We start from the raw sequence: 24,696 nt of genomic DNA, 5'->3' as shown, positions 1-24,696 counted from the left end.
GATGGAAGGTTGCGATCTGTGAGGCGGCTACTCACGGTCCTGCTGCTCGCCGTCGCCGCGACCGGGCTGCTCTGGTCGCCGGCGCGGGCGCACAACGTGCTGATCAGCAGCGATCCCAAGGACGGGGCCACGCTCTCCGCCCCTCCAGAACGGGTCACGCTGGTGTTCGACCAGGCGGTGCGTCAGGGGTACGCGCAGGTGGGCGTCACGTCCGCCGACGGCGGCTCGTGGGCTGACGGCGCCGCCGTCGTCGCGGCTGAACGCGTCACCGTGCAGGTCAAGCCGTTGCCCGCCGGGTCGTACACGGTCGGCTACCGCATCCTGTCGGCCGACGGGCACCCGGTCACCGGGAAGATCGGGTTCACCGTGACGGCCGGAGGCGCCGCCGCGCCCGCCACGCAGCCCGCCGCGCAGGAGCCCGGCTCCGACGCGGCCGCCGCCGAGGCGGCCGCCAACGGCGGCGCCGGGATGGCCGTGGTGTGGGTGCTGGGGGCGCTGGTCGTGCTCGCCATAGGCACCGTCGTCGCGCTACGCCGCTCGGCCCCCGCCGCACCCGCGGCGCCCGCAGCCCCCGCGGCAGGCACCGCAGGCGACAGCGACGCGGGCGCAGGAAGCGGCGCAGGGGCCGGGGCTGGGACCGGTGGGCGTTCCGGCGAGGGGGCGCAGGCGTGAGTGTCGCTGCTCCCCCGCTGCCGCAGACGCGCGGGACCGGCGGGCGGCTGCCGGCCGGCGCGTTCGGGGTGTGCGCGGTCGCCGCCGCCGTGGCGGCCAGCTCGCTGACCGCGCAGGAGTCCGTGCCGGGCATCCCCATGCCGGGCCCCGTCGTGGCGATCGGCCTGCCCGTCGTGCGGGCGCTGCTCGACATCGCCGCCGTGGCCCTGGTCGGGCTCAGCCTGCTGCCCAAGCTGCTCGGCTTCGACGCGCCGGAGCGTACCGAGCCGGTGCTGCAGCGGGTGCGCCCGCTGGCCGTGACGGCCGCGTGGGCGTGGGCGATCTGCGCGCTGCTCACCATCGTCTTCCAGACCGCCGAGCTGAACCCCGGGGTCGTGCCGACGTTCGGGATGATCGCCGACTACGTCGACAGCGTCGGCACGGGGCAGGGCCTGCTGTTCAGTGCCGCGTGCGCGCTGGCGGCGGCCGGGATCGGGCTGATGGCGGTGCGGTTCGGCGAGAAGGTGCCGGTGGAGCTGCGGATCATCGTGGCGCTGTTCGGGCTGCTGCCGATCCCGGTCACCGGCCACGCGGTGAACTCGATCTGGCACGACCCCATCATGATCTCGATGGAGGTCCACGTGATGGGCGCGGCGGCGTGGACGGGCGGCCTGATCGTCACGGTCGCGTTCCTCGCCCGCCACCACGACCTGCTGGCCCTGGCGCTGCCCAAGTTCTCCAAGATCGCCACCATCTGCCTGCTGCTGGTCTCGCTGTCGGGGCTGATCACGGGCCTCGGCACGATGGCGCTCACGCCCGGCGTCACCCTGCCGGAAGCGATCGTGACCAGCGACTACGGGCTGCTGGTGGTGGCCAAGGCGGCGCTGGTGGCGCTGCTGGTGCCGCTGGCCGCGCACATCCGGTTCCGGCTGCTGCCGGCCATCAGGAAAGGACAGGCCACCGCCCTGATCGGGTGGACGGTGGCCGAGGTGAGCGTGATGGGCCTGGCGTACGGGGTGGCGGTGGCGATCACCCGCTCCTCGATCGCCTGACCGCCGCCGCTCAGGTGGTGGCGGGCGCCGCCACCACCGGGGCCGGGGAGCCGGCGGGCACGTTCCGCCGGCTCATGACGGCCTCGATCGCGAGCCAGGCGACGAGCAGGCCGATCCCGGCCCACACCGCCGACGACGTGGCGAGCGGGGGCGCACCGAGCAGCCCCTCCTGGCCCTTGATCGCGCCGTAGACGGAGCCCATGGCCGCGCTCTGCACGGCCAGCGCGCCGTACGCGGCGGCCGTCGCGATCGCCGCCCCCAGCACCGCCCGCACGTACGGCCACCGCACCAGGAACGCCACGTCCACCAGCAGCCCGGCCGCGATCAGGAAGAACGGGATGGCCGAAGGCGGGAAGCCGGTGAAGGTCAGCAGCGGCCAGATGACGGTCCTGAACCCGACGTAGGCCGCCGCGACGAGCGTGGCGGCCCCGAAGCGGCCGATCAGCCGCCTGGCCAGCACCAGCACCGCAAGCCCGGCGATCACCGCGTAGACCGGGTAGACGTAGTCGGGCACGGGCAGCGTGAACCCGGCCATCATCTCCCGGTCGACCGGCCGCTGCATCTGGTCGGCGGCGAACTGCAGCAGGATCGGCTCGGCGTAGGTCGCGCCGTTGTCCCACGCGCCGAGCGAGAGCACGCCGTACTCCTGATGCTGCTCGGGGAAGTGCACGTTCTCCAGGAAGAACGCGAAGAACGCGCCCAGCACGACCGTCCGCTCGCGGCCGGGCGGGGCTCCCCTGTACCAGCCGCGGATCACGCCCGCGATCATGAGGAACGTCCCCGCGTACAGCATCATGTGGGACGGGCTCCACGAGGTGATGTCGAGCCCGTTGATGCGGTGGTTGATCAGGTCGAGGGGCACCGCGACGAGGAAGACGCCGGTGCCCCACTGGATGAGCCTGAGCGCCGCCTTGTCCACGCCGTAGCCGGTGTAGCCGTGGATCACGGTCAGGGCGACGACGAGGGCGGTGCCGACGGAGTTGAGCAGGTGCGGGGGCGCCAGGTCGTCGCGCAGCCACTTGAAGTGCCAGGAGACGTCCCAGGCCGAACCGAGCAGCTTGAGCGTGAGCGCCACCAGCCAGCCGAAGTAGAGCACCCGGAACAGGTCGTGCGGTGTGTCGCGGCCCGCCTCGCCGCGGGTCCAGTAGGGCGCGGCCCAGGCGGCTGCCTTCTTGAGCGATGCTGGAGACTTCACGGCGGAAATCTTACGGTCAGGCGTCCGAAAAGCCGTGACCGGCCGAGGATTTCGGGCCGCTTGAGCGAACGACGTACGAGATCAGCGCCCTGCCGCCGGGGGTGCGCAGGCGCGCAGCGAGAACATCAGCGGCACCCTCGGCTTGCCCTCCGGCGTCCGGTAGGCGCCGTCGCGCTCGGTGAGCGCGTGGTAGCGGCGGAACAGCGTGTACTCGTGCTCGTGCAGGAACTCAAGGCGCAGACCGGCGTTCGCGAGGGCCGTGACGATCTCGCCCAGGCCGTGCCTGAACTGCACCGACGTCGGGCTCTCGTGCACGCCGCCGGTGTAGGTGTGCGGGTCCGACCAGATGTGGGGCCCTTTGTCGAAGTAGTCGTACGTGACGGCGGTGCCGGTCTCGTCGTCGAACACCTCCGTGATCGGGTGGAACTCGGCGAGATAGAGGAATCCGCCGGGCTTCAGCAGCTTGGCGACGGTCTCGGCCCAGCGGCCGACGTCGGGCAGCCAGACGAGAGCGCCGGTGCCGGTGTAGACGATGTCGTACGTGGTGCCGAGCGCCTCGGGGGCGTCGTACACGTCGGCCGTGACGAACCTCGCCGGGATGCCGCACTCCGCGGCGATGCGCCGGGCGTGCTCGATCGCGGGCTCGGAGAAGTCGAGACCGGTCACCTGCGCGCCCAGCCTGGCCCACGAGAGCGTGTCGAGGCCGAAGTGGCACTGCAGGTGCACCAGGCTGCGCCCGGCGACCTCGCCCACCTCCTCGATCTCGAACGCGCGCAGCGCGTTGCGCCCCTTCATGAAACCCTCGACGTCGTAGAAGTCGCTGGCCACGTGGATGTCGACGCGCGCGTTCCAGTTGTCCCTGTTGATGCTCAGGTAGTCGGTCACAGGCCCGATGGTAGGAGGCCGGGGTGCGGCGAGTCGCCGCATTTTCGGCGCGGCCGCGCGGAGCTGGGCGCGGTCCAGGTGCGCACCGAGACCGAAGCTCACGTGGTCGTGAGGGTACGGGCGCTGCCGAAGCGGTCGGGGCAGGGGCGGTGCCGCTTGTCCACAGGTCGGGCGCGAGGCGGCCCGCCGGTCCCGTCCAGCGTGCATGATGACCGCGTGACTTCAGAAGAAGCAGAGGCGATCCTCCAGGACTACTTCGCCCCCTGGATCCGTCAGCTCGGGTTGCGCGTGGAGGAGGTCGGCGAGCGCCACGCGATCGTGCGTCTCCCCTGGTCCGGCGACCTGGCCAGAGAGGGCGGCGGGCTGTGCGGCCAGGCCATGATGGCCGCCGCCGACACGGCCACGGTCGTCGCGATCTCGGCGGCGCGCGGCGGGTTCGTGCCGATGACGACCGTGCAGCAGTCCACCACGTTCCAGCGGCCGGTGGCCGGCACGGACCTGCTGGTCGACGTGCGCCTGACCAAGCTGGGGCGCACGCTGGCCTTCGCCGACGTCACCATGCGCCCCGACGGCCGTCCGGAGATCGCCGCCCAGGCGACGACGGTCTACGCGCTCCTGGCGTGACATCCGTCGCGAAGACCCCCTGATCTGCTGTTTCGTCCCTCGGCGTGCGCCCGTGCGGCCGCCGTCTCAGGGATCTCTCAGGTGCGGAAAGTAGGCTCACCACATGAAGCGTGTGGCCGCTCTGGTAGTGGCACTCGCCCTCATTGGGGTGGCGACATGGCTCGTATGGCCGTCGGCGCCCCACGTGCGGGGCCAGGACCAGCAGATAACCGTCGTCGACGGACCGGCTGACGACCAGCGGGTCCAGCTCGACACGACGTTCTTTCCTCCGCCCGGCGGCGGGAAGGCTCCCGTCGTCATGCTCGCCCACGGGTTCGGCGGCAGCAAGCAGAGCATGCGCGACCAGGCGATCCGCCTCGCCCAGCAGGGCTACGGCGTGCTCACGTGGTCGGCGCGCGGCTTCGGCCGATCCGGCGGCCAGATCGCGCTCAACTCGCCCGACTACGAGGTCAAAGACGTCAAGCAGCTCATCGACTGGCTCGCCGAGCGGCCCGACGTGCAGCTCGACGCGGCGGGCGACCCGCGCGTGGGCATCGCGGGCGGCTCCTACGGCGGCGCCATCGCGCTGATGACGGCGGCCTACGACACGCGCGTCGACGCGATCGTCCCGCAGATCACCTGGTCCGACCTGGCGGACGCGCTGTTCCCCAACGCCGCCGGGCAGGGGCAGGCCGGCGGGACCGACGGGGTCTTCAAGCGCATGTGGGCCGGCATCTTCTTCGGCCAGGGCGTCTCGCTCGACGCCGCGTCGCTGCTCGGCCGCCGCGAGGCCGCCGCGCCGCTGACGCCCGAGCAGGCGCGCTGCGGCCGGTTCCTGCCCGAGATCTGTGACGTCTACCAGAAGGTCGCCACCGACGGCCGGGCCACGCCCGAGGCGGTGGAGCTGCTGCGCAAGTCCAGCCCCATCACGGTGGCCGGGCAGATCAAGGCCCCGACCCTGCTTCTTCAGGGGCAGCGCGACTCGCTGTTCCCGATCAGCCACGCCGACGCCAACGCCAACGCCATCGCGAGCGCCGGCACGCCGGTGAGCATCGCCTGGTTCGACGGCGGCCACGACGGCGGCAACGGCGAGGCCGACTGGCTGTTCGAGCAGACCACGGCCTGGTTCGCCCGCTACCTCAAGGGCGAGGGCTCCGGCGACTCCGCGCCGCCGGTGAGCGCGTTCACCGTGACCCGTGACGGCGGGCGCGACCCCGGCACCCGCCAGCGCATCCTCCTCCATCCCGAGGCCGGCTCCTACCCCGGCCTGACCGGCACCGACACCACCGCGGTCCGGCTCGCGGGCCCCGCCCAGAACATCGTCAACCCGCCGGGCGGCTCGCCCGCCTCCATCTCCAGCGTTCCCGGCATCGGAGGCCTGCTGGGCGGACAGGGCGGCGGCGTGTCCATCGACATGCCGGGCCAGAGCGCCGCCTTCGAGTCTCAGCCGCTCACCGCCCCGCTCCAGCTCACCGGCAGCCCGGCGGTCAAGGTCAGGGTGCGGGGCTCGGGCGATGTGACGCTGTTCGCCAAGCTGTACGACGTCGCCGACGCCGCCCAGCCGCCCACGCTGCCCGCCGGGCTGGTGGCGCCGTTCCGGATCTCCATCCCCGAGGGCTCGGACAGCGCCGAGGCGACGGTCACGCTGCCGGCCGTCGACCACCGCTTCGCCGTCGGCCACCGCCTGCGCCTGGTCGTGACGACGACCGACATGGGCTACGCGACGCCGGACCGGCCGGCCGCCTACCAGGTCGAGCTGGCCGCCCCCACGGTGACGATCCCCACCGTCCGCACGCTGGCCGCCGCGCCGACCGGGGTCGCCTGGTGGGTGTGGGCGATGCCGCTGGCCGCCGTGGTGGTGGCCGCCGTCATCCTGGCGACGGGCCGCACCTCATCCCGCCGCCGCCCCGCCCCCACCGGCAAGAGCGCCCGGCCCGCCGCCACGGACCCGGCACCCGGCACGGTGAGCACCACCATCGGCGCGGACGCCACGGCGACGGCCGGCCAGAACGGCTCGTCCTCCGAGCGCGTGGTCGTCGTGAACGGCGACGGCGAGCAGGCACACGACAAGGTGCACGACAAGGTGCACGACAAGGCGCACGAGGCCGCCGGCTCCGGTGACACCGCCGCCTACCATCAGGCGGGCGCTTCTGAGGTGCCGCTGGAGATCAGCGGGCTGACCAAGGCGTACCGCAACGGTGAGCTGGCCGTCGACGACCTGTCGTTCCGCGTCGAGAAGGGCCAGGTGCTGGGCCTGCTCGGCCCCAACGGCGCGGGCAAGACGACCACGATGCGGATGATGATGGGCCTCATCCAGCCCGACGCCGGGGAGATCCGCATCTTCGGCGAGCGCGTGACGCCGGGCGCGCCCGTGCTGTCCAGGCTGGGTTCGTTCGTCGAAGGTCCCGGCTTCCTGCCCCACCTGTCCGGCCGCGACAACATCGAGCTCTACTGGGCGGCCACCGGCAGGCCCGTCGCCGACGCCCACTTCGACGAGGCCCTGGAGATCGCCGGGCTCGGCAAGGCGCTGGAGCGGGCCGTACGCACCTACTCGCAGGGCATGCGGCAGCGCCTCGCCATCGCCCAGGCGATGCTCGGCCTGCCCGACCTGCTCGTGCTCGACGAACCCACCAACGGGCTCGACCCACCCCAGATCCGCGAGATGCGGGAGGTGCTCAAGCGCTACGCGCGCGACGGCCGTACCGTGATCGTCTCCAGCCACCTGCTGGCGGAGGTCGAGCAGAGCTGTAGCCACGTCGTGGTGATGCGGCGCGGTCGGCTGGTCTCGACCGGCCCCGTGTCGCGGCTGCTCAGCTCGGCCGCGACCGGCAACGGGCACGGGCCGCGCCTGGAAGACGTGTTCCTCGACCTCATCGGAGACAAGTCATGACCGCCGCGACCGGTTACGCGCCCCGCCGCACGCTGCCGCTGCGGGTCGAGATCGTCAGGCAGTTCAAGCGGCGGCGCACCATCGGCATGTTCGGGCTGCTGCTCGCGCTGCCGTGGATCCTGGTGATCGCGTTTCAGTTCGGGCCGCAGTCGAGCGGGCAGGGGCAGGCGTCGCTGCGCATCTCCGACCTCGCCACCGAAAGCGGCCTCAACTTCACCGCCTTCGCCCTGTCGGTCTCCGCCAACTTCCTGCTGGTGGTGGCGGTGGCGCTGTTCTGCGGCGACACCGTGGCCAGCGAGGCCAACTGGTCGTCGCTGCGCTACCTGCTGGCCGCGCCGATCCCCCGCGACCGGCTGCTGCGCCAGAAGCTGATCGTCGCGCTCGGCTACGCGGCCGCCGCGGTGATCTGCCTGCCGCTGATGGCGCTGATCGCCGGCACGCTGGCGTTCGGCTGGGACGACATCCAGGTGCCCGGCACCGGTGAGGTCATACCGGCGCTCGACGTCCTGCCCCGGTTCGGCATCGTGATCGGGTACGCCCTGGTCAGCCAGCTCGTGGTGGCCGCCCTGGCGTTCCTGCTGTCCACCATGACCGACTCCCCGCTCGGCGCCGTGGGCGGGGCGGTCGGACTGTGGATCGTGTGCACGATCCTGCAGGCGGTCGAGGCGCTGGGGTCGCTGCGCGAGTTCCTGCCGACGTTCTGGAACAACGCCTGGCTCGATGCGCTGGCGCCGGAGCTCGACTGGAGCGGCATGGCCAAGGGCGCATCGGTGTCGATCACGTACGCGGCCATCCTGATCGCGATCGCCTTCCGCCGCTTCCGCACGAAGGACGTCGTGAGCTGACACCGGACGCCGTGAGCCGGCCCAGCCCTTGCCAGGTGGGCCGGCCGGGCAACGTGATCGGCCCTACCTCCGTCAGCCGAGCCAGCCGAAGGACTTCGTCACGGCCTTTTTCCAGCCGGCGTAGCCCTGTTCGCGCTGTTCCTCCGTCCACGTCGGCTCCCAGCGGCGGTCCTCCGCCCAGTGGGTACGGAGTTCGTCGGTGTCCCGCCAGTAGCCGACGGCGAGGCCGGCCGCGTACGCGGCGCCCAGGGCGGTCGTCTCGGAGACCGTGGGGCGGCTGACGGGGACGCCGAGGATGTCGGCCTGGAGCTGCATGCACAGGTCGTTGGCGGTGACGCCGCCGTCCACCCTGAGGACGTCCAGGACCACCCCGGAGTCGCGCTGCATCGCCTCGACCACGTCGCGGGTCTGGTAGCAGATGGCCTCCAGGGTCGCGCGGGCGATGTGGGCGTCGGTGTTGAAGCGGGACAGGCCGACGATGGCGCCGCGCGCGTCGGCCCGCCAGTACGGCGCGAACAGCCCGGAGAAGGCCGGCACGAAGTACACGCCGCCGTTGTCGGGCACCTGCCGCGCCAGCGTCTCGCTCTGCGGGGCGGAGGTGATGATGTGCAGCTGGTCGCGCAGCCACTGCACGGCGGAGCCCGTCACGGCGATGGAGCCTTCGAGCGCGTAGACGGCGGGCTGGTCGCCGAACTTGTAGGCGACGGTGGTGAGCAGGCCGCTTTCCGAGCGTACGCGGGAGGTGCCGGTGTTGAGCAGCAGGAAGTTGCCGGTGCCGTAGGTGTTCTTGGCCTCGCCGGGCGCGAAGCAGACCTGGCCGACGGTGGCGGCCTGCTGGTCGCCGAGTATGGCGGTGATGGGTACTTCGCCGCCGAGCGGGCCGTGCTGGAAGGTGACGCCGTAGGTGGCGGGGTCGGAGGAGGGGCGGATCTCGGGCAGCATCCGGCGTGGAATGCCGAAGAACGACAGCAGCTCGTCGTCCCAGTCGAGCGTGTCGAGATCCATCAGCATGGTGCGGCTGGCGTTGGTGACGTCGGTGATGTGCACGCCGCCGTTGACGCCGCCCGTGAGGTTCCACAGGGTCCAGGTGTCGGTGTTGCCGAAGACGGCCTCGCCGCGGTCGACGGCCTCGCGGACGCCGTCCACGTTCTCGAGGATCCACTGGATCTTGCCGCCGGAGAAGTACGCGTCCGGCCGCAGCCCCGTCTTGTCGCGGATGACCTGCCCGCGGCCGTCGCTTTCGAGCGCGGCGGCGATGCGGTCGGTGCGGGTGTCCTGCCAGACGATGGCGTTGCAGTAAGGGCGGCCGGTACGCGGGTTCCACACCACGGTGGTCTCCCGCTGGTTGGTGACGCCGAGCGCGGCCAGGTCGTCGAAATGCAGGCCGGCGCGCTGGAGGGTGGTCTGGATGACGGCCGCGGTCCTCTCCCAGATCTCGATGGGGTTGTGCTCGACCCAGCCGGCCTGGGGCAGGATCTGCTCGTGTTCGAGCTGGTACTTGGCGTACTCGGCGCCGTTGTGATCGAAGATCATGAAGCGGGTGCTGGTGGTGCCCTGATCCACCGCGCCGACGAAATCAGGCATGGCTCACTCTCAATCTGACGGCTTGACGGTGTCGCGATCCTCGCCCTGCGGCAGGAAACGGGCGATGCACAGCTGGTAGAGGGCCGTGCCGAGCGCTCCGCCGACCAGCGGGCCGACGATGGGGACCCACCAGTACGGGTCCCCGTACTGATCTCGCCAGGCCCCGTCGTAGCCGGTGAGCCAGCTGGCCAGGCGGGGGCCGAAGTCACGGGCGGGGTTGATGGCGTATCCGGCGTCGGTGCCGAACGACATGCCGATGCCGACGACGAGCAGGCCGATGAGGAACGGCCCCATGTTCGCTCCCGGCGCCATGTTGAGCACGTCGGAGAGCGCGAAGACGACGAACAGCAAGATGGCGGTGCCGATGACCTGGTCGCGCAGCCCGCCCCACATGGACACCGGCAGGGTGCCATTGCCGGGCAGGGTGGAGAAGACGATCTGGGTCTTGATCGTGTGTCCGGGGTCGGCCATGGCCAGCACTTCGCTGTAGTTCCAGCGCACGATGAGCGCGGCGACGAACGCGCCGAGCGTCTGCGCGAGCGCGTACGGCAGCACCTTCGGCCACGGGAACCCCCTGAACAGGGCGAACCCCAAGGTCACGGCCGGGTTGATGTGGGCTCCCGTGGTCCGGCCCGCGACGTACACGCCGAGCGTCACGCCGATGCCCCAGGCCCACGCGATGCTGTCGTGGTCGCCCAGCTCGGCGGCGATGACCTGCGCGACGACGCCGCAGCCGAACAGGATGAGCACCATCGTGCCGAGGAACTCCGCGATGAGCTCGCCGGTCAGCTTCCGCCGGGTGAGGATATGCGCCACCGAACCACCTCCTTGCCGTGATCGAGGACTTTCCCGATCAACGATCAACGCATACGGAAAGTGGTGGATAAGTTGCGCAAAGTGATTGTCGTCCGGTGTCCGGGGTCGCCGCGTTGTCCGTACGTGGGGTAGCCGGCGGATTTCCGCCTGACTCGGCGGATCGCCCGTCTGACGTGGAGTATGCGGTGGTTTCCCCGTCTGGCATGGGGTTTGCGGTGGTTTTCCGTCTGATGTGGGGCATCCGGCGAAGTCCCCCTCTGGCGTGGGGCGCTCGACGGTTTCCCCGTCTGCCCGGTGCGCGGGGGCGAAGGGTCCGCGTCGGCGCTGCCGGTTCGGGCAGTCAGGCAGGCACGGTCACCCCGCCGCGCGACGCCTCCCGCGAGCACCACGTTCGCCCGGCGCACGGCGCCCTGTCGTGGCCCAGGCGAGCACGACGCTCCCCGCCGTACGACGCCCTGCCGTAACCCCCGGCTCTTCTCGCCGGGCGGCGCGGCGGGTGGACGATGGACGTGGGCGGGGGAACCGTCAGAGGGGGCGGGTGAAGGTGATCAGGCTGGTGCCGGGGCCGTTGTAGCCGGGCACCGGGCCGGAGACGGTGAAGCCCATCCTGCGGTGGAAGGCGATGGACGCCGTGTTGGCGGGCGCGGTGATCGCGCGGACGACCCGCCGCCCGTGGTCGCGGGCGAGGGCGAAGAAGCTCTCGTACAGGGTGCGTGCCAGGCCGCTCCGCCGGGCCTCGGGGTGGACGCCGACGAAGTGGATGTACGCCTCGCCGGGCAGCGACGGCGACGGGAACCCGATGAGGAAGCCGGCCAGGTCGCCGGAGCCGGGGCGTTCGGCGATGAGGCTGGTGGCGTGGAAGTGGTCGAGGAAGAGCCGGGGCAGCGAGGCGCGTACCGGCCGGCCCCACCAGTCGTCGACCACGGCGGCGATGGCGTCGTAGTCGGCGGGCCTGGCGGAGCGCAGCACCCAGTCGCCGGAGCGCTCTTGGCCGGTTCCGGACACGCGGCCGCCGGAGCCCGGCCGGTCGTCCCTGAACACGGAGCCGTCGGTGCGCACCTGTCCGGTTCCGGACACGCGGTGGCCAGAGCCCGGCCGGTCGGCCTCGTACACGTGATCACCGGAGCCCGGCCGGTCGGCCCCGGGAGCGCGGTCGGCGGAGGTCACCCGGTCAGTCCCAGTGCGGGGGCCGGTTCTCCAGGTAGAAGGAGTCGTCGTCGGCCTCGCGCCAGTCGCCCCAGCCGATGTCGGTGTCGTCCAAGGTCTGCTCGGGTAGGAAATCCTTCACGACGTACATGCTACCGAGGCGTACAAACCCATCCCCGATGTGTCGTCGGGATCAAGGACAGTTCGCGAGGTCAGCGGTACGATGCGTAGGCAGGTGTCGCCGATCCCCCCGTGAGGCTGCTCATGGCCACCCCGACAGGCTGGCGGCGAGAAGGCAATCTACCGGCGGAGCTGACCAGCTTCATCGGCAGGACACGTCTCCTCGCCAACCTCAAACGGCACCTCAGCGAGTCACGCTTGGTGACCGTGACCGGCATCGGAGGTGTGGGCAAGTCGCGCACGGTGCTGCGCTTGGCGCACCAGGTGCGCGCCCAGTACCCCGATGGCGTGTGGTTCGCCGACCTCGCCCGGTTGCAGGACGCGGGCATGGTCAAGCACACGATCGCCTCGGCGCTCGGCATCGCCGACCAGTCCTCGCGGGCGGAGTCGGAGTCGCTGTCGGAGTGGGTGGGCGAGCGCGACATGCTGCTCATCATCGACACGTGCGAGCACCTGGTGCAGGGCTGCGCCGAGCTGGTGCACGAGCTGCTGGAGGCGGCGCCCAACCTGAAGGTGCTGGCCACCAGCCGCCAGTCGCTGCACCTGCCGTACGAGCACGTCGTGCCGGTGCCGCCACTGCAGGTGCCGGGCGACGACCCGGCGGAGAGCCTGTTCACCAACGAGTCGGTGCAGCTGTTCGCGGCCCGCGCGAGCGCGAGCATGCCCGACTTCGTGCTGGACGAGGAGAACATCGGCGCGGTGGCGGAGCTGTGCCGCAGGCTCGACGGCATCCCGCTCGCGATCGAGCTGGCGGCGGTGCGGCTGCGCGCGCTGTCGGTCGAGCAGATCCTCGCTTTACTGGCCGACCGGTTCAGCCTGCTGGCGGGCGCGAGCCGTACGGCGCTGCCGCGGCATCAGACGCTGCGCGCGGCGATCGGCTGGAGCCACGAGCTGTGCGAGCCCGCCGAGCGGCTGCTGTGGGCGCGGCTGTCGGTGTTCGCCGGCGACTTCGAGCTGGAGGCGGCCCGTTTCGTCTGCTCCGACGGCCGGCTGCCGTCGGAGGACATCACCGACCTGGTGACGGGCCTGGTGGAGAAGTCGATCCTGCTCATCAGGAGCAACCACGCGGGCGTGCGCTACAAGCTGATCGACACGCTGGCCGAGTACGGCGAGGAGTGGCTGGAGAAGCTGGGCCAGACCCAGCAGCTGCGCCAGCGCCACCTGGAGTACTACCTGAGCCTGGCGCAGCGCAGCGAGGACGCCTGGTCGGGGCCGCGGCAGATCTACTGGTTCGTCCGCATGCGGCAGGAGCACGACAACATCCGCCTCGCGCTGGAGCACGCGCTGTCCACGCCGGGCAAGGAGCCGCTCGCGCTCACTTTGCTGTCGTCGCTGTGGTTCATGTGGGTGTGCTGCGGCTTCGCCCGCGAAGGCCGCCTCTACCTCGAACGCGCCCTTGAGGCCAATCCGACGCCCAGCAAGGAGCGGTGCAAGGCGCTATGGGTGCTGTCGTACGTGCGCAGCGCCCAGGGCGACAGCGTGGGCGCACGGGAGACGGCGGAGGCATGCAGCGTCGAGGCCGTCCAGGTGGGCGACTCCCGCGCCGTGATCCTCGGTTCCAAGATGCAGGGCACGGCGGCGATGCTGCAGGGCGACCTGCAGAAGGCGAGCGCCCTGCTCGGCGTGGCGATCGAGTTCAACACCGACAATAAGGAGCTCAACCCTGGCCTGCTCCCCGCCATCGTGGAGCTGTCCATCGTGCTCACCGAGCAAGGGGACCTCAACGAGGCCGAGTCGCTGTTGCGGGACTGCCTGCAGGTCTGCCGCGAGCGCGGGGAGCTGTGGGTGAGCTCGTACGCGCACTGGGCGTTGTCGCTGCCGATGATGGCGATGAACCGGCTGGACGAGGCGCTGGCGACCGCCCAGGAGGCGCTGCGCATCAAGCGCTACTTCCACGACACCGTCGGCACGCTCATGACACTCGAGACGATCGCGAAGATCTATTCGTCTCAGGGTCAGGCGGAGCGGGCCGCGATGGTGCTCGGCGCGCTGCACCAGAACTGGCGCGCCTCCGGCCTGCCCATGCTCGGCGCCCCGTTCCTCACGGCAGACCACGACAGATGTGTCAAAGAGTGCAAGAGGCTGCTCGGCGAGGACCGTTACAAATTGGCATTCGAGGCGGGCGCAGCGCTCGATCTGGACCAAGCGGTCGCAGCCACACAAGAGGATCCATATGACAGCTAAATCGTCCAGTCCATAACCTTCCTCATCCTTACCCGTAATTACCCAAATGATTGGGAAAATTCGGCGTCGGGTAGGCCCACGGGAACGACATCTGCCCCAACAAGGGCCATTTGCCACTGTTCCCACGGGGAGGCTGCGCACCTATGCCCGAAATGCCGCACGTATCGCTACCCACCCCTTCCATCCCATATCCTTCAAGGATCAACCCCTTTGAGGCCATCGCAGCGGAGCACACCATCTCCTGGGCTCGACGGCTGAAACTCGTCGCTGACGAGACCGCTGCCGCACGCTTCGCAGGGGAGTCGTACTCCCGGCTCGTCGCCCGGCTCTACCCGGAGGCGTCGGTGCCGGCCCTGGCGCTGGCCGCCGACCTCAACAGCTGGTTCCACGTCTACGACGACCAGTTCGAGCTGGCCGAGGTGGGCTCGGATCCCGACCTGGCACGGCGCATGGCGGACAAGTTCCGTGCCGTGCTGGACGGCGAGCCGCTGCACGCCTCCGCGGGCCCGATACTCCACGGGCTGGCCGATATCCGTGAGCGCATGCTCCTGCACGCCAGCGCACAGTGGTGGCACCGTTTCGCGACCCATCTCCAGGACTGCTTCGAAACCGCCCAGTGGGAGGTCGATAACCGGACAAGGGGCGAGGTCCCCGACCCCGACAGTTACGTCGAGCACAAGCTCAACATCGCCTACGTCCCGCCCTCGTTCGACATCATCGAACTCGCCGAGCAGTTCGAGGTGCCCGACGACATCCGCGCCTCGACCGCGTACCGCACGCTCGTCCACGAGGCAGGTCACGTCGTCGTCTGCACCAACGACCTGATCGGCTTAAGGCGCGAGCTGATGCAAGGGGAATTCCACAATCTCGTCATCGTGTATTGGAAAGCCCTGAACTGCCCTCTGCAGGTCGCCGTGGAAATGGTCAACGACAAGATCTCCGAGCGCATACGCGTCTTCGAAGCGGCCAAGGCCGACCTCCAGCGCACCTTCGACGAACTCGGCACCGACGAGAACCGCCGGCGCGGCACCCTCCGCTGCGTGATGGGGCTCGAGAACTGGATGCGCGGCTACCTCGACTGGGCCAAGGAGACGCGCCGGTTCGCCGATCCGGTGCTGCGCGGCCAGGTCACCGGCTTCCATCGCGAGCTGGCCGACTAGCTCGATCCCACTGACGACCATGCGGGCGGCGCCCGCGGCCAGGGAACACCCGCATGGCGTCGGTGCCCCTCTCAATGGGCGCTGCGGGCGTGATCGCCATGAACCGACGATGGCCAGCAAAGTGTCACCTTCGCCGTCGGCCGAACCACGCCCGCGGCATACGCGTACCGTGATCGCGATACCGGCGGCTCTGACCAGGTAGATCGGCGTCGCCCAAGACGCCTACGCCTTCGGGTCCTTCGTCCATACCAACCGGTTCGTCCCGATAGGGTGCCGTGCACGGAATCGTTCTGTCCCGCCGTAGGTTCTGGTGAAGAGTACCTAGGGAAAGGCTGTCCAACCGTGTTCGACCCGAAGGATCTCTACGAGCTCGCAGACGACGCGCCCGAGCTGCATGATCCGGTCTTGCTGTACCACTTCGACGGCTTCGTCGACGCGGGCGGTGCCGGACGCCTCGCGCTGGGCCACCTGCTGGCCGAGCTGGAGCACCGGGTCGTGGCGAGGTTCGACGTGGACCGGCTGCTCGACTACCGGTCGCGGCGTCCCATCATGACGTTCGACACCGACCGGTGGGTGGACTGGGAGAGTCCCGAGCTGGCCGTGCACGCCGCCGAGGACGCGACCGGCACCCCGTTCCTGATTATGAACGGACCGGAGCCCGACCGGGAGTGGGAGCTGTTCGCCAAGGCCGTGGGCGAGCTGGTCGAGCGGCTGAACGTGAGCAAGCTGGTGACCATGCATGGCATCCCCATGGCCGTGCCGCACACCAGGCCGCTCGGCGTCACCGCGCACGCCAGCCGGCCGGAGCTGATCTCCTCGCAGGCCAGCGTGTTCGGCCGCGTGCAGGTGCCCGGCAGCGTGGCGGCCCTTCTGGAGCTGCGGCTGGGCGCCAAGGGCCACGACGCCGTGGGCTACGCCGTGCACGTGCCGCACTACCTGTCGCAGGCCGAGTACCCGACCGCCGCCGTGACGGCGCTCGAGGCGGTGACGCGCGGCACGGGGCTGGTCTTCCCGATGGAGAAGCTGCACGAGGCGGCCCGGCGTACGACGACGGAGATCGAGGAGCAGATCCGGGCCTCCGCCGAGCTGTCCACCGCGATCATCGGTCTCGAGCAGCAGTACGACGCGTTCGCCGCGGGCGCCCAGAAGGAGAACCTGCTGGCGGAGGCCACGCCGATGCCCACCGGCGACGAGCTGGCCGCCCAGTTCGAGCGTTTCCTGGCCGAGCGTGACGAGGAGTAGCGGGCGTTCCAGGGCGGGCGGGAGGGCGGCGGTTACCCTGGGCCGATGAGCGAGATCCGCGTCGGCCTCGTCGGCTACGGCACGGCGGGCGCTTATTTCCACGCCCCGCTGATCCACGCCACCCCCGGTCTGTCCCTGGCCGCGGTGGTGACCAGGAACCCCGATCGCCGGGCCGAGGTGGCCGCGAAGTACGGGGCCGCCGCCGTGGACGACGTCCAGGGGCTGTGGGGCCGCTGCGACCTCGTCGTGGTCGCCTCCCCCAACCGCACCCACGCTTCGACGGCCGCGGCCGCGCTCGGCGAGGGCCTGCCGGTGGTCGTGGACAAACCGCTGGCCAGGACCGCCGACGAGGGGCGCGAGCTGGTCCGCCTGGCCGAGGAGCGCGGCCGCATGCTCACCGTGTTCCAGAACCGCCGCTGGGACGGCGACTTCCGCACCGTGCGCCACCTGGTCGAGGAGGGGGCGCTGGGCCGGGTGCTGCGGTTCGAGTCGCGCTTCGAACGCTGGCGTCCGGTGCCGAAGGGCGGCTGGCGCGAGAGCGGCGGCCCCGACGAGGCTCCCGGGCTGCTCTACGACCTCGGCAGCCACCTGATCGACCAGGCGCTGCAGCTGCTCGGCCCGGTACGCGCGGTCTACTGCGAGAGCGACGTGCGGCGCGAAGGGGTGGCGGCCGACGACGACACGTTCATCGCGCTGACGCATGCGAACGGGGCGCGGTCGCATCTGTGGGCCAGCTCCATGGCCGCCAGGTTCGGGCCCAGGTTCCGGGTGCTCGGCTCGGCGTCCGGCTTCGTCAAGTACGGCATGGACGTGCAGGAGGAGCGGCTGCGGGCCGGGATGTCGCCCGATGCGCCGGGCTTCGGCGAGGACGTGGAGGAGCGCTGGGGCGTGCTGGGCACCGAGGACCAGCCCGCCGCCGAGCGGCGCGTCGTGCGGACGGAGCCGGGGGCGTACCTGGACTTCTACCGGCTGGTGGTGGCGGCGCTGCGCGACGGCGGCGCGCCTCCGGTGGACCCGCGCAGCGCCGTGGAGGCGCTGACCGTCATCGAGGCGGCCCGTCGCTCGGCCTCAGAAGGCGTCGTCGTGACCCTGGACTGAGCCCGGCCCCGCCGCCGAGAAACGACCCACCGCCACAGAAAACGATCCGCCGCGGAAAACGGCCCGCCGCAGAAAAACGATCCGCCGCAGGAAGGCGCTCGGCCGTCAGTCGCGCAGGCGGGCGCGGAGGGCCGCCGTGTCGGCGTCGGTCCAGCCGTTGGCGGCCAGCCACCCCATCGGACCGCCGAAACGGTCGTCGAGCACGCCGAAGAACTGCTCGATGTAGCGGGCGCGCGGCATGTGATCGTCGGAGGGCCGCGAGTCGAGGTCGTCCCGGTACGTGTCGCTGCTGCGCAGCCGCTTGAGTATCAGCTCGATCCGCTCCCCCGTGGCCACGTAGTCCTCGACGATGGCCTCCCTGGTGACGCCCGCGACCTCCAGGGCGAGTGCCGACACCACGCCGGTGCGGTCCTTGCCCGCCGCGCAGTGCACCAGCGCGGCCCCGTCGTCGAGCGACATCGCCCGCAGCGCGGCCACCACGGCGTCGGGCCGGTCGCGCAGGTAGCCGAAGTAGAACCCGGTGACCCGCAGCTCCTCGTCGAGCACCCGGTCCGCCCAGGGCAGCACCCGCTCGCCGTCGATCCGGTCGGGGGTGGTGTCCGCGTCGACGTCGGTGTGCCGGCCGCCCTCGGCGAAGAGCGTCAGGTGGTGGTGGCGCACCTCCGGCACCCGGGTCAGCGGGCCGGGGCCTTCGAGCCGCACCTCGGCGGTCGAGCGCAGATCGACCACGTGCCGCAGGTTGAGCTCGCCGACGAGGAGCGTCACGTCGGCGGGGGTGAGTGCCTGGAGGTTGTCGGCGCGGTAGAGGCGCCCGCGCCGGGTGCGGCCGCCGTCAGTCGTGGGCAGTCCGCCCAGATCACGCGCGTTGACCGCGCCTTCAAGGTCGATCCACCTCGTCGTCTCGCTCACGATCACGACCCTATATGTCCTCGAGAATGCAGCGAATTCGAGATTCATAACGCAGCATGAACGTATGGATCCACGAGCTCTGCCTCCACGGCTGGTGATCGATCCATCGCTGCGCCCCGAGGTCTCGGCCGAGCTCCGGTCGAACCTGCACATCCTCCGCCAGGCTCGTAACGGTGCGCGCATGGACACCACGCACAATCCGGCCGTGTTGTTCGTCCTCCCGGCCCTCCTCCTGCTGCTTTTCATGATCACCGGGAGCCCGCCGCTGTTCGTCATGGGCGTGGGGGCCGGCGTCATCGTGCTGCTCAGGTGGCTGGCGACGGACGGCGCCTACCGCACGACCAGGCGGAGACTACAGCTGGCCAGAGCGCACGCCGAGCACTACGTCCTGCCCGAGGACCTCGATCATCCGTGCCAGATGCTGCTGCGCAGGGCACAGAACGCCGTGGATGCCATCATGAACTCCGCCGTGCACAAGGAGCGGCTGATCGACAGCGTGGACAACCAGGTGTCGCTGCCGGAGGAGCTGTGGCAGATCGCGCAGCGGCTGCGGCGGTTGTCGTCGATGCACGCCGAGCAGCGCAAGCTGATGCCGCGCGAGCTGCCGCCGGACATGGAGGAGGCGTTCCGGCCGTACACGAGCGCGCTGGATGCGGCCTGGACGTCGCTGACCCGGCGGGTACGCCACCTGGAGAAGTACGCCAAGCAGGTGATCAAGGCGGACAAGGCGTACCGCACGCACCAGCGGCTGGAGAAGCTCGCCGCCAAGACGCCGGAGTACCAGCAGCTGCTGGCGGAGACCGTGCGCGACGAGCTGGCGCACGAACGTATGAGGGAGCTGTCGGACCAGGCCGGTCACGTCCGCAAGCTCTTCGAGGAGAGCATCATGGAGGCCAGGCAGGCGGCGGGCGAGCTGCTCCGCTCGCCCCTGACCTAGCGTGGAACGGTGGGGCACGGCCCGCGCCGGCCGCGCCCCACCGCCGTCTTGACGAACCGGGTCAGCCGATGACGGTGCAGGTGGCCGTCATCGTCTTGGCCGGGTCGCTCTCGGACGTGGCCGTGAGCTTGACCTTGGCCACGTGAGCGCCGCCGTCGCGCACGGCGTCCACGCTGACCGGCTTCTGCTTGCCGAACTCCACGGAGGCCAGCGCGTTCGGCAGGCGGACGCTCCAGCCCTTGCCCTGGACCTCGGCCTTGAGCCGGTAGACGTCGGCGTTGAGGTAGGCGCTGACGTCCTCGGGGTGCCGCCCGCGCGCCGGGGCCTTCTTACCGGTGTTGATCAGCGGGAACGTGCAGGTGGAGACGTTCTTGCCGGACGGCAGGCCGACCGAGGGCAGCAGCTTGACCCCGCGCCGCTGCGGTCCCGCGCCGTCGAGCGAGCGGATCGCGACCGTGTAGGACAGCTCGCCCTCGCGGTTGCGGTGCACGTCGATGATGTAGAAGTGCAGCCGGTTGGCCTCGTCGACGTACTCGTACTCGCTGCCGGAGTCGGTGCCGGCGTGGAAGAGGGCGTCGGAGAGCTGGCGGTAGTCGCCGATGGTGATCGGGACCTTGGTGCCGTCGGGCAGCACGTAGTCGGTCATGCCGATGTCCTGCGGGTTGGCGTCGATCACCCACTCGAACGGCGCCCGGTCCTCGTCCTTGGTCTTGGCCAGCAGGACACCGGAGTCGGGGGTGAACGAGTCGCTGCCCATGCGGTCCACGACCTCGACGGTGTAGTTGTCGTAGCCGCCGCCGTCGCACAGCGGATCGGTGCTGTCGCAGCTGCTGTGGTCCTGGTCCATCGCGATGTTGATGCCGGACAGCTCGTTCTTGCCCGGCTTGACCACGCGCGCCGTCACCGTGGCGGTGACCAGGCCGGACTCGGCGAGCGCCTCGCGGCTGAGCCGCAGCACGTTCGCCTCGTCCACCATGTTCAGCTTGATCTTGTTGCGGAGCATGTGCTGGGAGCCCATGGACGCGCCCGCGACCGGCGGGATCAGCCAGCGCGAGTGCGGGCCTCCGGGGCCGTTGAAGCTGCCGCGGCTCAGCATCTCCCAGATGCCGGTGTACGAGCGCCGCGGCGGCTGCCCGTACGGGTTGTTGTAGTTGTCGCCGATGCCCATGATGTGGCTCAGCTCGTGGGCGAACGTCGCCATGCCGGAGCTCTCGGCCTGCACCGAGTCGATGCCGAAGCGGGCGTTGGGCCAGAAGTTGGAGCCGGCCTGCCAGGAGGTCCACTCGACGTAGCGGGTGGGCGACCAGTTGGGCAGCGCGTCGTCCGGCGGGCCCCACTCGTCGGTGACGTCCTCCTTGGTCGGGAACTTCATCATCCCGAACTCCTGCCAGGTGGCCGACTCGTCCTGCCCGGCGCTGAGGTAGAAGATGAAGTCGAACTGGTCGGCCACCTCCTGGCCGACGTCGGCGATCCAGGCGGCGTTGCCGTCGGCGCGCAGGTTCTTGTTGCAGGTGTCGCCGGCCGGGCACGACTCGCGCTGGTACTCCATCGCGTACTCGTGGTCCTTGCCCGGCATCATGTACGGGCCGAACCCGGTCAGCTCCACGCCGATGCGGCCGCCGGAGTCCTCCATCCAGTACTCGTGGATGGTGTGCCCCTTGTTGAGGGCGTTCGGGGTGTTGAGGAAGTCCTCGTAGAACTTGGCGACCTTCTCACGCGGGATGTCGTGGGCCTCGGCGCTCGGGTTGCCGTACACCGTCGAGTTCTGCGGCTGGGTCACCACGAACGGCTGGTTGGGGTAGTCGAGCAGCACGAGCGCGCCCTTGAAGGTGCGCTGCGACCCCTTGACCTTCGGGTCGTTCCACTTCGTGCCGGGCGGTTTCTTGTAGTCCGCCCACGTCATGTTGTCGGGGTTCTTCCAGTTCTGCGGGTCGATGGGCTTGAGGCCGCTGTCCGGCGCCTTGCGCAGGGCCCGCTCACCGGCGTCCATGGGCTGGTCGAGTTGCCAGGGCTGGGTCTGCGGCCAGTGATCGCGCCGCCAGGGATGTTCCGGGTTCTCAGGGGGTGCTGCGGAAGCAGGGGTCGCCACCAGGCTCACCGGAAACAGCACGATGGCCGCCAGGAGACCCTTCAGCAGCTTCTTCGGGGCGTTCACGGCATGACCGTATAGAGACTGTTGACGGAGATCACCGAGCAGTTGTAGGGAAGACTTGTAGTGACATTTCCGTCATTTGATGAAAAACACAGGTAAAGGTGCCATAGTGGCGGATCTTCAGCGGGCCGTGGACGAGCTCGCCACGCGTCTCGGGCGCCCCCTGCTCCTGGAGGACCGCCACCAGCGGGTCGTCGCCTACAGCGAGCAGAACGGCGCCATGGACGACGTCCGCCGCGACTCGATCCTGCTCCGCCACACCGTGCCCGAGGTGCGGCAGTGGCTGCGCACCGCGGGGATCAACGAGGCCACCGAGCCGCTGCGTACCCCGGGCGCGCCGCAGCTGGGGCTGCTGCCGCGGGTCTGCGTCCCCGTACGGCACGCCGACGGCCTGCTCGGCTTCCTGTGGTTCATCGACGCCGAACCGCCCATGCCCGACGCCGACGTCGCCGAGGCCGCCCGCGCGGCGCCGGGGCTGGCGCTGGCCTTATTCCACGAGAGCCTGGCCGGCGACCTCGCCTCGCAGCGGGAGCTGGAGGCGGTGACGGGACTGCTGCTCGGCGAGGAGGACGCGGCCAGGCAGCTCATCGAGGCCGGCGCGTTCCCGCAGGCGCAGCCGGTGACCGTGCAGGTGGCCAGGCCGCGTACGGCCGAGCCGGACGACGCGCTCCGGCTCGCCCTGGAGCAGGGTCTGCTGGCGCTGCGGCGGAGGCTGGGCGGGCACCACCCGCTGCACCTGGTGCGCTACGACCATGGGGTGCTGCTCACGGCGGGGCCGCCGGTGCCGGCCGACGAGCTGCACGCGGCCATGCCGGTGCCGGTGGTGGTCGGGATCGGGCGGTCCAGGCCGGAGCTCGCGCAGGCGGCGGAGTCGTACCGGGAGGCCAGACGCGCGGCCGAGGTGGCGGCCAGGGTGCCGGGGCTCGGGCCGACCGCGGAGTGGGCCAGGCTCGGCGTCTACCGGATGCTCACCCGCCTGCCCGGTCAGGAGCTGCATCCCGGGCTCGAAGGGCTGCTCGCCGACGAGCAGTACCTGCCGCTGCTGGAGACGCTGGAGACGTACCTGGATCTCGCGGGCAGCGCGGTGGCGACCTCGCGGGCGCTGCGGCTGCACAGGACCTCGCTCTACTACCGGCTGCAGCGGGTGGAGGAGCTGGCGCGCACCGACCTGAAGGACGGCGGCGAGCGGCTGGCGCTGCACCTCAGCCTGAAGCTGGCCCGCCTGTCCGGCCGCTACCAGCCGAAGAACCCGCCGGACCGGTCCTGACCCGGCCGGGCGTCGGGCCTGCCCGGGCCCTCCTGAGCGCGCGCCCGCGCGCGGCCCGGCGGCCGGCCACACCTACCCTCTGTGGGGGATGGCCGTCTGCGAAGGAGGCTCCAATTTGGCGGAGGAACCGCGCGCGCCGATCGGGCGCATCATCGGGCTGTTCGGCCCCTACCGCGGCCGCCTGGCCGTCGTGGCCCTGCTCATCCTGCTCTCCTCCCTGGTGGGGCTGGCCTCGCCGTTCCTGCTGCGCGAGGTGCTCGACGTCGCGATCCCGGACAGGGACGCCGGGCTGCTCACGCTGCTCGCGCTCGGCATGATCCTCGTCGCGATCACGACGACGGTGTTCGACGTGCTGCAGACGCTGGTGTCCACCACCGTGGGCCAGCGGGTCATGCACGACCTGCGCGTCTCCGTCTACGCCCACCTGCAGCGCATGTCGCTGGCGTTCTTCACCCGCACCAGGACGGGCGAGGTGCAGTCGCGCATCGCCAACGACATCGGCGGCATGCAGGCCGTCGTCACCTCGACGGCCGCCTCGCTCGTCTCCAACCTGACCACGGTGATCGCCACGGTCGTCGCCATGGCCGCGCTCGACTGGCGGCTGACGCTGCTCTCCCTCGCGCTGCTGCCGGTGTTCGTGTGGATCAGCCGCAAGGTCGGCGCCGAGCGCAAGCGCATCACCTCCGAACGGCAGCGCAAGCTCGCCGGCATCGCCTCGATGGTGCAGGAGTCGCTGTCGATCAGCGGCATCCTGCTCGGGCGCACGATGGGCCGCGCCGCGGAGCTGACCGAGCGCTTCGCCAGGTCCTCGCACGAGCTGGCCGAGCTGGGCGTCGCCACCAGCATGGCGGGGCGCTGGCGGCAGGCGTCCATCCAGCTCGTGATGGCCGCCATGCCCGCCACCATCTACTGGGCCGCCGGGCACACGGAGGCGATCTCGGTGGGCACGCTGGTGGCGTTCACGACGCTGCAGACGAGCCTGTTCCGGCCGATGGTGTCGCTGCTGCGGCTCGGCGTCGAGGTGCAGACCTCGCTGGCGCTGTTCGGGCGCATCTTCGAGTATCTCGACCTGCCGGTGGACATCCGTCCCGGCACGCGGGAGCTGGCGGACGTGCGCGGCGAGGTCCGCTTCGAGCAGGTGGACTTCTCGTACGGCGACGCGCCCACGCTCACCGGCATCGACCTGACGGTGCCCGCGGGCTCGTCGCTGGCCATCGTGGGCGAGACGGGCTCGGGCAAGACCACGCTGAGCTACCTGCTGCCCCGCCTGTACGACGTCACCGCCGGCCGGGTCACCATCGACGGCGTGGACGTGCGGGAGCTGACGTTCGAGACGCTCAGCGCGACCGTGGGGGTGGTCTCGCAGGAGACGTACCTGTTCCACGCCTCCGTCGCCGACAACCTGCGCTTCGCCCGCCCGTCGGCCACCGACGAGGAGCTGGAGGCGGCGGCGCGGGCGGCGCGCATCCACGACCACATCGCCGCGCTGCCCGACGGCTACGACACAGTGGTGGGCGAGCGCGGCTACCGTTTCTCCGGCGGCGAGAAGCAGCGCCTGGCCATCGCCCGCACGATCCTGCGCGACCCGCCGATCCTGGTGCTGGACGAGGCCACCAGCGCGCTGGACACGCAGACGGAGAAGGCCGTGCAGGAGGCGCTGGACGCGCTGGCCGAGGGGCGTACGACGATCACCATCGCCCATCGCCTGTCCACGGTGCGCGACGCCGACCAGATCGTGGTGCTCGACCGGGGGCGGATCGTGGAGCGCGGCACCCACGACGAGCTGATCGCCCGCGGCGGGCACTATGCGGCCCTGGTGAGCAGGGACCAGCCCGCCGAACTCGTCTGACCACGTTTTAAACGTGGCATCCCTCACATTACGGTCAGACCGGAATCCGTG

General features: G+C 70.7%; 19 protein-coding genes. 12 read left to right on the top strand and 7 right to left on the bottom strand.

The genetic code is table 11. The features are described from left to right. Nucleotides 1–18 precede the first annotated feature (18 nt). Entirely contained in the window at nucleotides 19–672 is a 654-nt protein-coding gene (locus ACGFIM_RS26445) for a copper resistance protein CopC (RefSeq protein WP_393204834.1), read from the top strand. Further along, the gene (locus ACGFIM_RS26440) at nucleotides 669–1,703 is read left to right on the top strand and encodes a copper resistance D family protein (RefSeq protein WP_393204831.1); all 1,035 of its coding nucleotides are present in this window, start codon (nucleotides 669–671) and stop codon (nucleotides 1,701–1,703) included. Before ACGFIM_RS26445 ends, ACGFIM_RS26440 begins: the two co-directional genes overlap by 4 nt. 10 nt (nucleotides 1,704–1,713) lie before the next feature. Here ACGFIM_RS26440 and ACGFIM_RS26435 read toward each other — a convergent pair whose 3' ends face one another. Together ACGFIM_RS26435 and ACGFIM_RS26430 are read right to left on the bottom strand one after the other, a co-directional pair. Continuing rightward, nucleotides 1,714–2,898 (bottom strand): hypothetical protein, encoded by a 1,185-nt coding sequence (locus ACGFIM_RS26435; protein WP_393204828.1) that lies wholly within the window; start codon nucleotides 2,896–2,898, stop codon nucleotides 1,714–1,716. 81 nt (nucleotides 2,899–2,979) lie between these two features. Next, complete coding sequence (locus tag ACGFIM_RS26430) at nucleotides 2,980–3,783, bottom strand: class I SAM-dependent methyltransferase (RefSeq protein WP_393204825.1); 804 nt, start codon at nucleotides 3,781–3,783, stop codon at nucleotides 2,980–2,982. 216 nt (nucleotides 3,784–3,999) lie between these two features. Between ACGFIM_RS26430 and ACGFIM_RS26425 the strand changes: the two genes are divergently transcribed. From ACGFIM_RS26425 to ACGFIM_RS26415, 3 genes are all read left to right on the top strand, one after another. After that, nucleotides 4,000–4,407: a PaaI family thioesterase gene (locus tag ACGFIM_RS26425; RefSeq protein ID WP_393204822.1), complete on the top strand. Its 408-nt coding sequence runs from the start codon at nucleotides 4,000–4,002 to the stop codon at nucleotides 4,405–4,407. 103 nt (nucleotides 4,408–4,510) lie between these two features. Continuing rightward, entirely contained in the window at nucleotides 4,511–7,276 is a 2,766-nt protein-coding gene (locus ACGFIM_RS26420; RefSeq protein WP_393204819.1) for a CocE/NonD family hydrolase, read from the top strand. Then, nucleotides 7,273–8,121, top strand: coding sequence for an ABC transporter permease (locus tag ACGFIM_RS26415; RefSeq protein ID WP_393204816.1), 849 nt, complete (start codon nucleotides 7,273–7,275; stop codon nucleotides 8,119–8,121). Before ACGFIM_RS26420 ends, ACGFIM_RS26415 begins: the two co-directional genes overlap by 4 nt. Nucleotides 8,122–8,193: 72 nt before the next feature. On the opposite strand, the gene glpK is transcribed toward ACGFIM_RS26415, so the two are convergent. From glpK to ACGFIM_RS26400, 3 genes are all read right to left on the bottom strand, one after another. Beyond that, a complete protein-coding gene (glpK, locus tag ACGFIM_RS26410; RefSeq protein ID WP_393204813.1) occupies nucleotides 8,194–9,705 on the bottom strand; it encodes a glycerol kinase GlpK in 1,512 nt (503 codons plus the stop codon). Between the two features lie 9 nt (nucleotides 9,706–9,714). Beyond that, the gene (locus tag ACGFIM_RS26405) at nucleotides 9,715–10,521 is read right to left on the bottom strand and encodes an MIP/aquaporin family protein (RefSeq protein WP_393204810.1); all 807 of its coding nucleotides are present in this window, start codon (nucleotides 10,519–10,521) and stop codon (nucleotides 9,715–9,717) included. A 525-nt stretch (nucleotides 10,522–11,046) separates the two neighbouring features. After that, nucleotides 11,047–11,490 (bottom strand): GNAT family N-acetyltransferase, encoded by a 444-nt coding sequence (locus ACGFIM_RS26400; protein ID WP_393205893.1) that lies wholly within the window; start codon nucleotides 11,488–11,490, stop codon nucleotides 11,047–11,049. 441 nt (nucleotides 11,491–11,931) lie between these two features. On the opposite strand from ACGFIM_RS26400, the gene ACGFIM_RS26395 reads away from it, so the two are divergent. From ACGFIM_RS26395 to ACGFIM_RS26380, 4 genes are all read left to right on the top strand, one after another. Continuing rightward, nucleotides 11,932–14,031 carry an ATP-binding protein gene (locus ACGFIM_RS26395; RefSeq protein WP_393204807.1) on the top strand — a complete coding sequence of 700 codons (2,100 nt, stop codon included), beginning with the start codon at nucleotides 11,932–11,934 and terminating at the stop codon, nucleotides 14,029–14,031. A 143-nt stretch (nucleotides 14,032–14,174) separates the two neighbouring features. Next, nucleotides 14,175–15,191 (top strand): hypothetical protein, encoded by a 1,017-nt coding sequence (locus ACGFIM_RS26390; RefSeq protein ID WP_393204804.1) that lies wholly within the window; start codon nucleotides 14,175–14,177, stop codon nucleotides 15,189–15,191. A 342-nt stretch (nucleotides 15,192–15,533) separates the two neighbouring features. Beyond that, entirely contained in the window at nucleotides 15,534–16,433 is a 900-nt protein-coding gene (locus tag ACGFIM_RS26385; RefSeq protein WP_393204802.1) for a proteasome assembly chaperone family protein, read from the top strand. A gap of 45 nt (nucleotides 16,434–16,478) precedes the next feature. Continuing rightward, on the top strand, nucleotides 16,479–17,531 hold the full coding sequence (locus tag ACGFIM_RS26380; RefSeq protein WP_393204799.1) for a Gfo/Idh/MocA family oxidoreductase: 1,053 nt from the start codon (nucleotides 16,479–16,481) through the stop codon (nucleotides 17,529–17,531). 105 nt (nucleotides 17,532–17,636) lie between these two features. On the opposite strand, the gene ACGFIM_RS26375 is transcribed toward ACGFIM_RS26380, so the two are convergent. Next, entirely contained in the window at nucleotides 17,637–18,440 is an 804-nt protein-coding gene (locus ACGFIM_RS26375; protein WP_393204796.1) for a tyrosine-protein phosphatase, read from the bottom strand. A gap of 64 nt (nucleotides 18,441–18,504) precedes the next feature. Between ACGFIM_RS26375 and ACGFIM_RS26370 the strand changes: the two genes are divergently transcribed. After that, complete coding sequence (locus tag ACGFIM_RS26370; RefSeq protein WP_393204793.1) at nucleotides 18,505–19,377, top strand: hypothetical protein; 873 nt, start codon at nucleotides 18,505–18,507, stop codon at nucleotides 19,375–19,377. Between the two features lie 61 nt (nucleotides 19,378–19,438). On the opposite strand, the gene ACGFIM_RS26365 is transcribed toward ACGFIM_RS26370, so the two are convergent. Next, nucleotides 19,439–21,532, bottom strand: coding sequence for a M6 family metalloprotease domain-containing protein (locus ACGFIM_RS26365; RefSeq protein WP_393204790.1), 2,094 nt, complete (start codon nucleotides 21,530–21,532; stop codon nucleotides 19,439–19,441). Nucleotides 21,533–21,638: 106 nt separating this feature from the next. Here ACGFIM_RS26365 and ACGFIM_RS26360 point away from each other — a divergent pair, with 106 nt between their 5' ends. Next, on the top strand, nucleotides 21,639–22,796 hold the full coding sequence (locus ACGFIM_RS26360) for a PucR family transcriptional regulator (RefSeq protein ID WP_393204787.1): 1,158 nt from the start codon (nucleotides 21,639–21,641) through the stop codon (nucleotides 22,794–22,796). Between the two features lie 115 nt (nucleotides 22,797–22,911). Further along, on the top strand, nucleotides 22,912–24,645 hold the full coding sequence (locus ACGFIM_RS26355) for an ABC transporter ATP-binding protein (RefSeq protein WP_393204784.1): 1,734 nt from the start codon (nucleotides 22,912–22,914) through the stop codon (nucleotides 24,643–24,645). The last annotated feature ends 51 nt before the right edge of the window (nucleotides 24,646–24,696 follow it).

This window comes from Nonomuraea sp. NPDC049309 (assembly GCF_043196965.1).
In the GTDB taxonomy this organism is placed as follows: Bacteria; Actinomycetota; Actinomycetes; order Streptosporangiales; family Streptosporangiaceae; genus Nonomuraea; species Nonomuraea fastidiosa.
Note: the sequence above shows the minus strand (reverse complement) of the source record. Positions and strands in the feature narration are given on the sequence as shown.

What these genes read in the sequence shown, in the direction of transcription:
- ACGFIM_RS26370 (WP_393204793.1), top strand. Translation starts at nt 18,505, where the DNA reads ATGGATCCACGAGCTCTGCCTCCACGGCTGGTGATCGATCCATCGCTG.
- glpK (WP_393204813.1), bottom strand. Translation starts at nt 9,705, where the DNA reads ATGCCTGATTTCGTCGGCGCGGTGGATCAGGGCACCACCAGCACCCGC.
- ACGFIM_RS26415 (WP_393204816.1), top strand. Translation starts at nt 7,273, where the DNA reads ATGACCGCCGCGACCGGTTACGCGCCCCGCCGCACGCTGCCGCTGCGG.
- ACGFIM_RS26380 (WP_393204799.1), top strand. Translation starts at nt 16,479, where the DNA reads ATGAGCGAGATCCGCGTCGGCCTCGTCGGCTACGGCACGGCGGGCGCT.
- ACGFIM_RS26390 (WP_393204804.1), top strand. Translation starts at nt 14,175, where the DNA reads ATGCCCGAAATGCCGCACGTATCGCTACCCACCCCTTCCATCCCATAT.
- ACGFIM_RS26420 (WP_393204819.1), top strand. Translation starts at nt 4,511, where the DNA reads ATGAAGCGTGTGGCCGCTCTGGTAGTGGCACTCGCCCTCATTGGGGTG.
- ACGFIM_RS26395 (WP_393204807.1), top strand. Translation starts at nt 11,932, where the DNA reads ATGGCCACCCCGACAGGCTGGCGGCGAGAAGGCAATCTACCGGCGGAG.